We start from the raw sequence: 12,978 nt of genomic DNA on the forward strand, positions 1-12,978 counted from the left end.
GAACGGGTGGGCCGTCAAGGGTGAGCCCGGGCCGCTCGCGAACCACCGGTTCGCGCCCGGGCGAACGCCATGCGCGCTGCGCATGGCCGGACCTGCGCAGCAGGCGAACCGCAGGTTCGAATCCCGCATACGCCTCCGAAAACGAAAACGCCCGGCATTGCCGGGCGTTTTCGTGGAACTGGTGGGCCGTCAAGGATTCGAACCTTGGACCTATTGATTAAGAGTCAACTGCTCTACCAACTGAGCTAACGGCCCGATGAAGCGGGCGCGCAGTTTACGCAACTTCGCGCGCCTGGGCAACACCTTGCGGCATCACCCGGTGGAACGGTGGGGTGGCTGAGGGGATTCGAACCCCCGACCACTGGAATCACAATCCAGTACTCTAACCAACTGAGCTACAGCCACCAGAAACGCTTTCCATGCCGCGATGCGACTCGCCGCGGCGGGCCGCGCATTCTATCCCGATTCGGCATGAAACGGCATGCCTTGGGAACAGTCGGCGCAGCGGGCGCGCATTGTAGCGCGCCGTTGCCGGAAATGTCAGACGCGCGGCTGCCGCATCCGCATTGCCGGCCACGACGGCCGGCCTCTCCTGCACGCCATCCCGAGGCGGGCGCAGGCGTCACGCGATTCCGACACGGCCGGCGCAATAACACCGCACGACGACGCCACGCGTGGACCGCCCTGCCCGACGATGACCGACGCTCCCGCCCTGCTGATCCTGGACATGATCAGCACCTTCGACTTTCCGCGCGGCGACGCATTGCGTCGCGCTGCGATCGCGGCCGCGCCCGGCATCGGACGACTCAAGCGCCGGGTCAGGCGTGGTGGCGGGACATGCATCTACGTCAACGACAACTTCACCGCGTGGCGATCCGAATTCCCGGCGCTGGTGGCGCTGGCGCGCGAATCGAAGGCGGCGCCGATCCTCGACCATCTGGCCCCGGACGCCGACGACGACCTGGTGCTGAAACCCCGGCATTCGGCGTTCCACCAGACTCCGCTGCAATTCATCCTGGAACGCACCGGCATCCGCCGCCTGCTGATCACCGGGGTCTCGACGGAGGCCTGCGTGCTGGCGACGGCGCTCGATGCGCGGATGTTCGCATTCGACGTCGTCGTGGTCTCCGACTGCGTGGCCTCGAGCAGTCCCCGGCGCCGCAGCGATGCGCTGGCGGTGCTGCGGCACTGCGAGTTCAAGGTCAGACGCGCGGCGGCGGCGCTGGATGCGCCCTGATCCGCCGGGCCGGGCCGCGGCCGGGAATGGCGCGCCCGACAGGAATCGAACCTGTAACCCCCGGCTTAGAAGGCCGGTGCTCTATCCGGTTGAGCTACGGGCGCCTGCGGGAATGACGGGACGACGATGCGTCCGGTGGTCGGGGTAGAGGGATTCGAACCCCCGACATCCTGCTCCCAAAGCAGGCGCGCTACCAGACTGCGCTATACCCCGCCGGAACGAGCGGTCGACGTCGCGCGGGCGAGGCCGGCCGACGGCAGGCATTGTGGGAAGCGGCAGGCGGGCTGTCAACGCGGCCATGCCCTGCATCGATGCCGTGTATCCTCGGCACCAGTCCATTTCACGCAACTACAGGGGTTTCATCCATGCGCAGCGGCAATCCGACCCTCAAGGAATCGACCTTCCTCGACCTGGCCAGCGGCAGTGTCGTCTCCCGTCCCGGCGAGGTGATGACGCTCAACGGCACCGTCAACAAGACCGGCTTCCTGCTGCTGCTGACCGTGCTCACCGCCGCCTTCGCCTGGTCGCAGGTGGAGTTCGGCGTCGACGGCCGCCCGCAGCCGGGATTCGGCATGTACGTCTGGGGCGGTGCGATCGGCGGTTTCGTGCTGGCGATGATCACGGTGTTCAAGAAGGAATGGGCGCCGGTCACCGCGCCGCTGTACGCGCTGGTCGAAGGGTTCTTCCTCGGCGCGATCTCGGCGATGTACAACTTCGTCTACGACGGCATCGTCATGCAGGCGGTGCTGTTGACCTTCGGCACCCTGTTCGCGCTGCTGTTCGCCTACCGCAGCGGGCTGATCAAGGCCACCGAGAACTTCCGGCTCGGCGTCGTCGCCGCGACCGGCGGCATCGCGCTGGTGTACCTGGCGACCATCGTGCTGGGCTTCTTCAACATCAACATCCCGTTCATCCACGACAGCGGCCTGATCGGCATCGGCTTCAGCCTGTTCGTGGTCGTCGTCGCCGCGCTGAACCTGGTGCTGGACTTCGACCTCATCGAGACCGGCGTCGAACAGGGCGCACCGAAGTACATGGAGTGGTACGGCGCCTTCGGCCTGATGGTGACGCTGGTGTGGCTGTACATCGAGTTCCTGCGCCTGCTGTCGAAGCTGCAGTCGCGCAACTGACGGCGCTGCAAACGACGGAAGAAGGGGCGCGCAAGCGCCCTTTCTTCGTTTGGGGCAGAGGCCGCCGTACACGTCAGGGAATCTTCACCCGCCCCCGGCGCACAATCAACGCCGGGAGGCGGGAAACAGTCGGGGAAACAGGAGATTCTCATGTACTACAGCAGCGGCAACTACGAAGCCTTCGCGCGCCCGCGCAAGCCCGAAGGCGTGGACGGCAAGAGCGCCTGGTTCGTCGGATCAGGCCTGGCGGCCCTCTCGGGCGCGGCCTTCCTGATCCGTGACGGGCACATGCCCGGCGAGCGGATCACCATCCTGGAGCGGCTGCAGCTCCCGGGCGGCGCGCTGGATGGGCTCAAGGTGCCGGAGAAAGGCTTCGTGGTCCGCGGCGGGCGCGAGATGGAGAACCACTTCGAGTGCCTGTGGGACCTGTTCCGCTCCATCCCGTCGCTGGAGATCGAGGGCGCCAGCGTGCTCGACGAGTTCTACTGGCTCAACAAGGACGATCCCAACTTCTCCCTGCAGCGCGCCACGGTGAACCGGGGCGAGGACGCGCACACCGATGGCCTGTTCACCCTCAGCGACCAGGCGCAGAAGGAGATCGTCAGGCTGTTCCTGGCCACCCGCGAGGAGATGGAGAACAAGCGCATCGACGAGGTGCTGGGCCGGGATTTCTTCGCCAGCAACTTCTGGTTGTACTGGCGCACGATGTTCGCCTTCGAGGAATGGCACTCCGCGCTGGAGATGAAGCTGTACCTGCATCGTTTCATCCACCATATCGGCGGCCTGCCGGACTTCTCGGCACTGAAGTTCACGAAGTACAACCAGTACGAGTCGCTGGTGCTGCCGCTGGTCAAGTGGCTGCAGGACCATGGCGTGGTGTTCCAGTACGGCACCGAGGTCACCGACGTCGATTTCGACATCGCGCCCGGGCGCAAGCAGGCCACCCGCATCCACTGGCGCAGGGACGGTGCCGCCGGCGGCGTCGACCTGGGGCCGGACGACCTGGTGTTCATGACCATCGGCTCGTTGACCGAGAACTCCGACGATGGCGACCACCACACGCCGGCGCGGCTCGACGAAGGACCGGCGCCGGCCTGGGACCTGTGGCGGCGCATCGCCGCGCAGGACCCGGCGTTCGGCCGTCCCGACGTGTTCGGCGCGCATATTCCCGAAACCAAATGGGAGTCGGCCACCGTCACCACGCTCGATGCCCGCATTCCCGAGTACATCCGCAGGATCGCCAAACGCGACCCGTTCAGCGGCAAGGTGGTCACCGGCGGCATCGTCACCGCCAGGGATTCCTCGTGGCTGCTCAGCTGGACGGTGAACCGGCAGCCGCATTTCAAGCAGCAGCCCAAGGACCAGATCGTGGTGTGGGTCTACGCGCTGTTCGTCGACACGCCCGGCGACTACGTCAAGAAGCCCATGCAGGACTGCACCGGCGAGGAAATCACCCAGGAGTGGCTGTACCACATGGGCGTGCCGGTCGAGGACATCCCGGAACTGGCCGCGACCGGGGCGAAGACCGTGCCGGTGATGATGCCCTACGTCACCGCGTTCTTCATGCCGCGGCAAGCCGGCGACCGGCCCGACGTGGTGCCCGAGGGCGCGGTCAACTTCGCCTTCATCGGCCAGTTCGCCGAGTCGAGGCAGCGCGACTGCATCTTCACCACCGAATACTCGGTGCGCACGCCGATGGAAGCGGTCTACACCCTGCTCGGGGTCGAGCGCGGCGTGCCGGAAGTGTTCAATTCGACCTACGACGTCCGCACGCTGCTGGCCGCGACCGGGCGCCTGCGCGACGGCAAGGAGATCGAGATCCCCGGCCCGGCGTTCCTGCGCCACCGGCTGATGCAGAAACTCGACAGCACCCAGATCGGCGTACTGCTCAAGGAGTTCCATCTGGTCGCGGACGACTGAGAGGAGCATCTGGTCCGGGACACGGATGAAGCAGGTCCCTCGCTGCGCCCGGGACGACAGCGGGATGTTTGCAGGCAATCCCGGATCGCAGCGGTCGAGAATTCCCGGGAATCAGAGAAGGAAAAAAAAACGGGACGCGCGTGCGTCCCGTTTCCTGTGGTGGCATCGGGCCTGTCGCCAGGCGGTTGGATGCCTGCCCGCCCTCCCCTACAGGCGCGCGGCGATCGCCTGGGCGAAGCTGGTCGTGGTGCCGCTGCCGCCGAGGTCCGGGGTCACCCCGTCCCTGGCTTCGAGCGTGGCGACGATCGCCTTGCGCAGGCGCTGCGCCTGCTCCGGCAGCGCCAGGTGGTCGAGCATCTGCGCGGCCGCAAGCAGCAGCGCGCAGGGATTGGCGACGCCCTTGCCGGCGATGTCCGGCGCGGAGCCGTGCACGGCCTCGAAGATCGCCACGTCGCTGCCGATGTTGGCGCCCGGCGCCAGGCCCAGGCCACCGACCAGGCCGGCGCACAGGTCGGAGATGATGTCGCCGAACAGGTTGGTGGTGACGATGATGTCGAACTGCTCCGGACGCATCACCAGCTGCATGCAGGTGTTGTCGACGATCATCTCGTTGGCCTCGATGTCCGGATACTCGGCCGCGACCTCGCGGGCGATCTTCAGGAACAGGCCCGACGTGCTCTTGAGGATGTTGGCCTTGTGCACGATCGTCACCTTCCTGCGGCCGGTCTTGCGGGCCAGCTCGAAGGCGTAGCGGACGATCCGCTCCGACCCCTTGCGGGTGATGCGGGTGATCGAGATCGCGGTTTCGCCGTCGGCCGAGACTTCCTGGCCTTCGCTGATGTACGAGCCCTCGGTGTTCTCGCGGATCGTGATCAGGTCCACGCCACTGTCGAAGCGCGAGCGCGTGTTGGGGAACGAGGTCGCCGGGCGCACGTTGGCGTAGAGGTCGAACTGGCGGCGCAGTTCGACGTTGATCGAGCTGAAGCCGCCGCCGACCGGCGTGGTCAGCGGGCTCTTGAGCGCGACCTTGTTGCGGCGGATCGAATCCATCGTCGCGGCCGGCAGCAGCTCGCCGTGCTTCTCGAGGGCCATCAGGCCGGCGTCGGCGTCTTCGTAGCGGAGGCCGAGCTGCATCGCGTCGAGCACGTGCAGCGTGGCGTCCATGATCTCCGGGCCGATACCGTCGCCGCGGATGACCGTAATCGTGTGGGTCATGTGGAGTTTGATCCGTGCGCAAGGATGCCGCGCGGACGCGGCATCGAGTGGAAGGGAAACCCGCGCATTATGCCCGAGCGGGCTGCCGCTTCCCAAATCGCCACGCCGCGCCGGCGCGGGAACGACATGGCGAAACCGCCGAACAAGGGCGCCGCGTCGCGCCTGCGCGCATGCCGCGCGGCGGCCGCGTCACCCGCGCCGCGGCAGGTCAGGCGTGGGTGTCGCAGTCGGGCGCGGCGGCTTCGCCCTGTTCCAGCTGGTCGAGGAAATCCACCGCCCGGCGCAGGTGCGGGATGACGATGCTGCCGCCGACCACCAGGCCCACCGAGAACACCTCGAACATCTCGTCTCGGCGCACGCCCGCTTCGCGGCACTGGGCGACGTGGTAGCTGATGCAGTCGTCGCAGCGCAGCACCAGCGACGCCACCAGGCCCAGCATTTCCTTGGTCTTCAGGTCCAGCGCGCCGGCCTGGTAGGTCTGGGTATCGAGGGCGAAGAAACGGCGCACGACCTGGTTGGGCTCGGCCAGGATGCGTTCGTTCATGCGCTTGCGGAACGCGGTGAACTCGGCGATGCGGTCGCCTTCGCCGGCCTCCGCGCTCAAGCGGCGTCCCCGGCGAGCAGCGGCGCGAACCTGCCGGCGCGGTGCAGCGCCATCATGTCGTCGTAGCCGCCGACGTGGACATCGCCGACGAAGATCTGCGGCACGCTGGTGCGGCGGGCGAGTTCGACCATGCGCGCGCGCGCTTCGGGATCCAGGTCGACCCGGACCTCGGTCCAGGCCAGCCCCTGGTTCTTGAGGAAGGTCTTGGCGGCGACGCAATAGCCGCAGATCGCGCTGGTGTAGACGGTGATTTCGGGCGGGGTGCCGGCCGGTGCGGGGACATTCAAGGGAGGACTCCGGAAACTTGTGACGGGATCGCCTGTCAGAGTCTGGAGGCGCCCGGCCCGGTTTTCCAGCCGGCGGGACGCTGATGGCAACGCGGACCGGGCCCGCCGCTGCCGGCCAACCGCGACACGGGGACCGGACCGCGCTGCTTTAACATGCCATTCACGCCGCTGGCGCTCCGCGCCTGCATGCTGGGCTGCCGTCGTGTCGCGACGGGATGCCCGCCGACGAACCGAGTCCGATGCGCCGAGCCCGCCCCGCCCCAACCCGCCCTGACCGAGGCCTGCGCGCCCGCGGTGCCTTCGCCGCGTCCGCCGTCGCGCTGGCGCTGTCTGGTGGCGCGCTGTCCACCGCGCCGTTGCCGACCGCCGCGCAGGACACCCGCCTGCCCGACATCGGCTCCTCCGCCGGCACCGTGCTCAGCCCGGCGCGGCAGAGCGAATACGGGCAGATGCTGCTCAGCCAGCTGCGCAACTACAACTACGTGCTCGAGGATCCGCTGGTCGACAGCTGGCTGCGCGCCACCGGCGTGCGCCTGGCGGCGGCCAGCGACCAGCCGCAGCAGCCCTTCACGTTCTTCATGATGCGCGACCGCAGCATCAACGCCTTCGCCACGCTGGGCGGCTACATCGGCATGAACGCGGGCCTGGTGCTGGCCGCGCAGAGCGAGGACGAGGTCGCCGCGGTGCTGGCCCACGAGGTCGCGCACGTGACCCAGGCGCACGTGCTGCGCGGCGTGGAGCGCGCCCAGCGCGACCAGGTGCCTATGCTGCTGGCGATGCTCGGCGCGATCGCGGTCGCCTCGCAGAGCAGCAGCAATTCCGCCGACGACGCGGCGATGGCGGTGCTGGCCGGCGCGCAGGGCCTGGCGATCCAGCGCCAGATCGACTACACCCGGTCCAACGAATCGGAAGCCGACCGCCTGGGCATCCGCACGCTCGCGCGCAGCGGCTACCAGCCCGAAGCGATGGCGACGATGTTCGAGCGCATGCAGGCGGTGTCGCGGACCAACCAGGGCGGCGACCGCGAACGCCTGCCCGACTACCTGCGCACCCACCCGGTGACCACCACCCGCATCAGCGAGGCGCGCTCGCGCGCCGACCAGATGGCCGGCAACAGCGTGCAGGCGGTGACCACCACGCCGCAGGGCAGCCGTTCGGAGCGGGTGCCGCTCGACGGCGCGATCGACGCGTCGCTGCGCATCGCCGACAACCCCATGCTGCCCGCTTCGCTGCGGGTGTCGGTCACCGGCGGCAATGCGCCCGATGGCGCCCAGTTCGGCTGGGCCCGCGAACGCCTGCGGGTGCTGAGCGCCGATACCGCGGCCGCCGCGATCCGGGAATACGAGGCGATGCGCCGCACCGCGCCGCTGACCGACGCCCAGCGCTACGGACTGGCGGTCGCGCGCCTGCGCAACAACGACGCCGACGCCGCGTCGAAGACGCTGGCCGAGCTGCTGGGCGAGTATCCCGGCGACGTCTGGCTGTCGGTCACCCTGGCCGAGGCCGACGCCCGCGCCGGACGCGGCGTCGCCGCCGACCACCGCTTCGAGGCGCTGCTCGACCGCATGCCGCGCAACCCGGCCGTCGTGCTCAGTTACGCGATGGTGCTGGCCGAGCGCAACACGCCCGAGGCCGGGCGCCGCGCCCAGGAAATCCTGCGGCCGCTGCTCAACGCCTCCGGCAGCGACCCGGTGTTCCAGCGCAGTTTCGCCCGGGCCAGCGAGATGGCCGGCGACCCGGTCCGGGCCGGCGAGGCCTGGGCCGAGGCCGCGTTCCTCGGCGGCCGCCCGGAGCAGGCGCTGGTCCAGCTCAACACCCTGAAGAAGCGCGACGACCTGGATTATTACGCCCGCGCGCGGATCGACGCCCGGATCGCCTCGATCACGCCCACCGTCCTGGAACTGCACCGCCAGGGCATCCGCGACGAAGACCTGCGCCGCCGCCGCTGAGTCCCGCAGGCGGCGGTGATTGCATTCCGGCGACGGTGTCACCAACCGGTCACAAAACTGTCGTGTAATGGCGGTGCCATCCGGCCAGACAGGTGATCCGTCCATGCAGAAGCGCATCCTCATCGTCGACGACGAACCGGCCATCCGCGACATGGTGGCGTTCGCGCTGCGCAAGGGCGAGTTCGAGCCGATGCACGCGGCCGATGCGCGCGAGGCGCAGTCGGCGATCGTCGACCGGGTCCCGGACCTGATCCTGCTCGACTGGATGCTGCCCGGCACCAGCGGCCTGGAACTGGCGCGACGCTGGCGCAAGGAGCCGCTGACCCGCGACATCCCGATCATCATGCTGACCGCGCGCGGCGAGGAGAATGACCGCGTCGGCGGCCTCGAGGCGGGCGTGGACGACTACGTGGTCAAGCCGTTCTCGGCGCGCGAGCTGCTGGCGCGGATCCGCGCGGTGATGCGCCGTGCCCGCGACGACGACGAGGACGGCAGCGTCAGCGTCGGCGAGCTGCGCATCGACGGCGCCGCGCACCGGGTGTTCGCCGGCGGCGAGCCCATCACCATCGGCCCGACCGAATACCGGCTGCTGCACTTCTTCATGACCCACCCGGAACGCGTGTACTCGCGCTCGCAGCTGCTCGACCACGTCTGGGGCGGCAGCGTCTACGTCGAGGAGCGCACGGTCGACGTGCACATCCGCCGGCTGCGCAAGACCCTCGAACCCAGCGCACTGGACGGCATGGTGCAGACGGTGCGGGGATCGGGATACCGGTTTTCGGCCTCCGTGTGACCGGGACGTCGCGCGCCGGCGCGCTTCGCGCTCCCAGCGGCCGTCGGCGCCACATCCGGCCCCGCGGCGCGCCACCGCCATGACGCGTACCGGGATGCCCCGGACAGCCGCGGGCATCCGCTTTCCACGCAACCGCACAAGCGCACGCCGGCGCATCGCCGCCGCGCACGCTGACGCAGACCTGTCACGCCACATTGCCTAGACTTGCCCCCATGCCACCCCGCATCCGCGCCGCCTGGACCCGCACCCTGCTGCAGCTCGCCGCGATCCTCGCCGCCGCGATCGTCGTCGGCGCATTGCTCGGGCAGGTGTGGATGGCGCTGGCGCTGACCGCGCTCGGCGTCGTCGCCTGGCACTACTGGAAGCTCTACGACCTGCTGACCCGGTTGACCTCGCGGCGCCGCGTGCCGCCGCCGCAGGGCGACGGAGTGTGGCAGGAAACCGACCGCCTGCTGCATCGCGGCCAGCAGGACATGCGCGCGCGCAAGCGGCGCCTGATCGCCATGCTGCGCGCCTACCGCGCGGTCGCCACCGCGCTGCCGGACGCGGTCGTCATCGTCGACCGCAATTCCCAGCGCGTGCGCTGGTTCAACCGCGCGGCGACGACGCTGCTGGGCATGCGCCATCCGCGCGACCTGGACAAGCCGGTCGGCGACTGCCTGCAGCCGCTGCCGGTCTCGCACTGGCTGGCGCAGGGCCGGCGCGCCGAACCGATGCTCGACGTCCCCTCGCCGTTCTCGTCGGGCACGCGCCTGGACCTGCGCCTGATCCCCTACTCCGAGGATCTGTGGCTGCTGCTGGCGCGCGACGTCACCAAGCTGGTGAAACTGGAGCAGATGCGGCGCGATTTCGTCGCCAACGTTTCCCACGAGCTGCGCACGCCGCTGACCGTCGTGCACGGCTACCTCGACATGCTCGACCCCGCCGAGCAGCCGGACTGGGCGCCGATGCTGCAGGAGATGCAGCACCAGTCGACGCGGATGACCCAGCTGGTCGAGGACCTGCTGACCCTGTCGCGGCTCGAGGCGCAGGACAGCATCGGCAACGAGACGGTGTCGATGGCCTCGATGCTGGCGTCGTTGCGGCGCGAGCTGGAAATGCTCAGCCAGGGCCGCCATACCATCAGCGTCGAGGACGGCGCCGGCACCGACCTGTCCGGCTCCATCCGCGAGTTGCACAGCGCGTTCTCCAACCTGGTCAGCAACGCGGTGCGCTACACCCCGGCCGGCGGCCGCATCGCGATCCGCTACGATGCGACGCCCGACGGCGGCGCCGTGCTGTCGGTCGAGGATTCCGGCTACGGCATCCCGCCCGCGCACCTGCCGCGCATCACCGAGCGCTTCTACCGCGTCTCGACCAGCCGCTCGCGAGAATCCGGCGGCACCGGGCTGGGGCTGGCGATCGTCAAGCACGTGCTGCACCTGCACCAGGCCCGGCTGGAGATCGACAGCGAAGTCGGGCGCGGCAGCCGCTTCGCCTGCGTTTTCGGACCCGAGCGGGTGCGCCCGCGCGAGACTTCCTTCCATGGAGCGACCGTGTGACCTCATCTGCAACCCGCGGCGGACCGGTCCGCAAACGCACCTCCGCCAAGGCCGCGCCACCCGCCGACGACTTCGGCAGCGCGCTGCTGGACGCGGCCGCCGATCCGCTGCGCGATCCGGCGCTCTACCTCAACCGTGAACTGTCGCAGCTGGACTTCAACTTCCGCGTGCTGGCGCAGGCGCTGGACACCTCGGTGCCGTTGCTGGAGCGGCTGAAGTACCTGTGCATCTCCTGCACCAACCTCGACGAGTTCTTCGAGATCCGCGCCGCCACCGTGCGCCATGCGCAGGATTTCGGCGCGCCCGTGGCGCCGGACGGCCTGGCGCCGACGACCGTGCTCAAGCGCATCCACGACCGCGCCGCGGAGCTGGTCGCCGCCCAGTACGACTGCTGGAACCACGTGCTGCGCCCGCAGCTGGGCGAGGCCGGCGTGCGCGTGCTGGGCCGCAACACCTGGACCGCACGGCAGACGCGCTGGCTGCGCGCCTACTTCCGCGACGAGGTCATGCCGGTGCTGTCGCCGCTGGGGCTCGACCCGGCGCATCCGTTCCCGAAGATCCTCAACAAGTCGCTGAACGTGGTCGTCGTGCTCAAGGGCAAGGATGCGTTCGGCCGCGTCGGCAACCTGGCCATCGTCCGCGCGCCGCGATCGCTGCCGCGCATCATCCAGCTGCCCGAGGCGATCTCCGGCGGCGAATACGATTTCGTGCTGCTGTCGTCGGTGCTGTCCGAGTTCGTCCACGAGCTGTTCCCCGGCATGGAGGTCAAGGGCGCCTACCAGTTCCGGGTGACCCGCAATTCGGAGCTGATCGTCGACGAGGAGGAGGTCGAGAACCTGGCGCTGGCGCTGCGCGACGAACTGGTGGGGCGCGGCTACCTGCGCGCGATGCGGCTGGAGATCGCCGCCGACTGCCCGAAGCCGATCGTGCGCTCGCTGCTGCAGAACTTCGACCTGCCCGAGAACGCGGTCTACCGCATCGACGGGCCGGTGAACCTCAACCGGGTGATCCAGATCTTCGACCTGGTGCAGCGCCCCGACCTGAAGTTCCCGGCGTTCCAGCAGCGCCAGCTGGCCGGCAGCGATGCGATGTTCGACCTGGTGGCCGACGGCGACGTGCTGCTGCACCACCCCTTCGATGCGTTCACGCCGGTGCTGGAGCTGATCAAGCAGGCCGCCGAGGATCCCAACGTCCTGGCGATCAAGCAGACGCTGTATCGCGCCGGCAAGGATTCGCCGATCGTCGAACACCTGGTGCAGGCTGCGCGCAACGGCAAGGACGTGACCGTGGTCGTCGAGCTGCGCGCGCGCTTCGACGAGGAGGCCAACCTCGGCCTCGCCGACCGCCTGCAGGAGGCCGGCGTGCAGGTGGTCTACGGCGTGGTGGGCTACAAGACCCACGCCAAGATGCTGCTGATCGTGCGCCGCGAGGGCCGCAAGCTGCGCCGCTACGTGCACCTGGGCACCGGCAACTACCACGCCGGCACCGCGCGCGCCTACACCGATTTCGGCCTGATCACCGCCAACCCGGACATCGGCAACGACGTGCACCTGATCTTCCAGCAGCTGTCGGGGCTGGCGCCGGCGATCGAGCTCAAGTGCCTGCTGCAGTCGCCGTTCACCCTGCATGCCGGCATCATCGCGCGCATCGAGCGCGAGACGGCGCACGCGATCGAAGGCCGGCCGGCGCGCATCGTCGCCAAGATGAACGCCCTCAACGAGCCGCAGGTGATGCGGGCGCTGTACGCGGCCTCGCAGGCCGGCGTGCGCATCGACCTGATCATCCGCGGCGCCTGCGCACTGCGGCCGGGCGTGCCGGGCATCTCCGACAACATCCGGGTGCGCTCGATCATCGGCCGCTTCCTCGAACACCACCGCGTCTACTGGTTCGCCAACGGCGGCGAGCCGGAACTGTACTGCTCCAGCGCCGACTGGCTGGAACGCAACCTGCTGCGCCGCGTGGAGACCTGCTTCCCGATCCTCGACCCGGACATCGCCGCGCGGGTGCGCGAGGAGTCGCTGGACAACTACCTGGCCGACAACCTCAACGCCTGGGAACTGCGCGAGGACGGCAGCTACGTGAAGCTGGCGCCGGAAGGCGACGAGATGCCGCATTCGGCGCAGAACTGGCTGCTCGCGCGCCTGTGCCGCTGAGCCCGGCGGCAACGCGATGCCCGGGCCCGTCGCGGCCGCGGGCCGGGCGCCATGCATTACCATGCGGAACCCCACCGCAACGCGGCGCGGCCTCCGCTGTGCGCCCCGCAGGAATCCGATGACCGGCCAGCAAACGTTCGCACTCGCCG

The 12,978-nt window shown here is 69.2% G+C and carries 10 protein-coding genes and 4 tRNA genes; 7 read left to right on the forward strand and 7 right to left on the reverse strand.

What is annotated here, in order from left to right:
- Positions 1 to 179: 179 nt before the first annotated feature.
- Both LDO26_RS05080 and LDO26_RS05085 read right to left on the reverse strand, forming a co-directional pair.
- Positions 180 to 255, reverse strand: a tRNA-Lys gene (locus LDO26_RS05080).
- 73 nt (positions 256 to 328) lie between these two features.
- A tRNA-His gene (locus tag LDO26_RS05085) sits at positions 329 to 405 on the reverse strand.
- A gap of 289 nt (positions 406 to 694) precedes the next feature.
- On the opposite strand from LDO26_RS05085, the gene LDO26_RS05090 reads away from it, so the two are divergent.
- Complete coding sequence (locus tag LDO26_RS05090) at positions 695 to 1,237, forward strand: cysteine hydrolase family protein (RefSeq protein ID WP_232129998.1); 543 nt, start codon at positions 695 to 697, stop codon at positions 1,235 to 1,237.
- A 27-nt stretch (positions 1,238 to 1,264) separates the two neighbouring features.
- Here LDO26_RS05090 and LDO26_RS05095 read toward each other — a convergent pair.
- A tRNA-Arg gene (locus LDO26_RS05095) sits at positions 1,265 to 1,341 on the reverse strand.
- Positions 1,342 to 1,373: 32 nt separating this feature from the next.
- Positions 1,374 to 1,450, reverse strand: a tRNA-Pro gene (locus LDO26_RS05100).
- Between the two features lie 152 nt (positions 1,451 to 1,602).
- On the opposite strand from LDO26_RS05100, the gene LDO26_RS05105 reads away from it, so the two are divergent.
- Both LDO26_RS05105 and LDO26_RS05110 read left to right on the forward strand, forming a co-directional pair.
- Positions 1,603 to 2,367 (forward strand): Bax inhibitor-1/YccA family protein, encoded by a 765-nt coding sequence (locus tag LDO26_RS05105; protein ID WP_232129999.1) that lies wholly within the window; start codon positions 1,603 to 1,605, stop codon positions 2,365 to 2,367.
- Positions 2,368 to 2,517: 150 nt separating this feature from the next.
- A complete protein-coding gene (locus tag LDO26_RS05110; RefSeq protein WP_232130000.1) occupies positions 2,518 to 4,287 on the forward strand; it encodes an oleate hydratase in 1,770 nt (589 codons plus the stop codon).
- Positions 4,288 to 4,494: 207 nt separating this feature from the next.
- Here the strand turns inward: LDO26_RS05110 and LDO26_RS05115 are convergent, their stop codons facing one another.
- The 3 genes from LDO26_RS05115 to grxC all read right to left on the reverse strand — a co-directional run bounded on the left by LDO26_RS05115 (position 4,495) and on the right by grxC (position 6,393).
- Positions 4,495 to 5,502: an isocitrate dehydrogenase gene (locus LDO26_RS05115; RefSeq protein WP_232130001.1), complete on the reverse strand. Its 1,008-nt coding sequence runs from the start codon at positions 5,500 to 5,502 to the stop codon at positions 4,495 to 4,497.
- A gap of 208 nt (positions 5,503 to 5,710) precedes the next feature.
- Positions 5,711 to 6,046 (reverse strand): carboxymuconolactone decarboxylase family protein, encoded by a 336-nt coding sequence (locus LDO26_RS05120; RefSeq protein ID WP_232130143.1) that lies wholly within the window; start codon positions 6,044 to 6,046, stop codon positions 5,711 to 5,713.
- Between the two features lie 56 nt (positions 6,047 to 6,102).
- Positions 6,103 to 6,393: a glutaredoxin 3 gene (grxC, locus tag LDO26_RS05125; protein WP_232130002.1), complete on the reverse strand. Its 291-nt coding sequence runs from the start codon at positions 6,391 to 6,393 to the stop codon at positions 6,103 to 6,105.
- A gap of 239 nt (positions 6,394 to 6,632) precedes the next feature.
- Here grxC and LDO26_RS05130 point away from each other — a divergent pair, with 239 nt between their 5' ends.
- From LDO26_RS05130 to ppk1, 4 genes are all read left to right on the forward strand, one after another.
- Complete coding sequence (locus LDO26_RS05130; protein WP_232130003.1) at positions 6,633 to 8,342, forward strand: M48 family metalloprotease; 1,710 nt, start codon at positions 6,633 to 6,635, stop codon at positions 8,340 to 8,342.
- A 103-nt stretch (positions 8,343 to 8,445) separates the two neighbouring features.
- A complete protein-coding gene (gene phoB / locus LDO26_RS05135; RefSeq protein ID WP_232130004.1) occupies positions 8,446 to 9,135 on the forward strand; it encodes a phosphate regulon transcriptional regulator PhoB in 690 nt (229 codons plus the stop codon).
- A 212-nt stretch (positions 9,136 to 9,347) separates the two neighbouring features.
- Entirely contained in the window at positions 9,348 to 10,676 is a 1,329-nt protein-coding gene (gene phoR / locus LDO26_RS05140) for a phosphate regulon sensor histidine kinase PhoR (RefSeq protein ID WP_232130005.1), read from the forward strand.
- Between the two features lie 83 nt (positions 10,677 to 10,759).
- The gene (ppk1, locus tag LDO26_RS05145; RefSeq protein WP_232130144.1) at positions 10,760 to 12,829 is read left to right on the forward strand and encodes a polyphosphate kinase 1; all 2,070 of its coding nucleotides are present in this window, start codon (positions 10,760 to 10,762) and stop codon (positions 12,827 to 12,829) included.
- Positions 12,830 to 12,978: the final 149 nt, after the last annotated feature.

The organism is Proluteimonas luteida, from assembly GCF_021191695.1.
GTDB lineage: Bacteria > Pseudomonadota > Gammaproteobacteria > Xanthomonadales > Xanthomonadaceae > Luteimonas > Luteimonas luteida.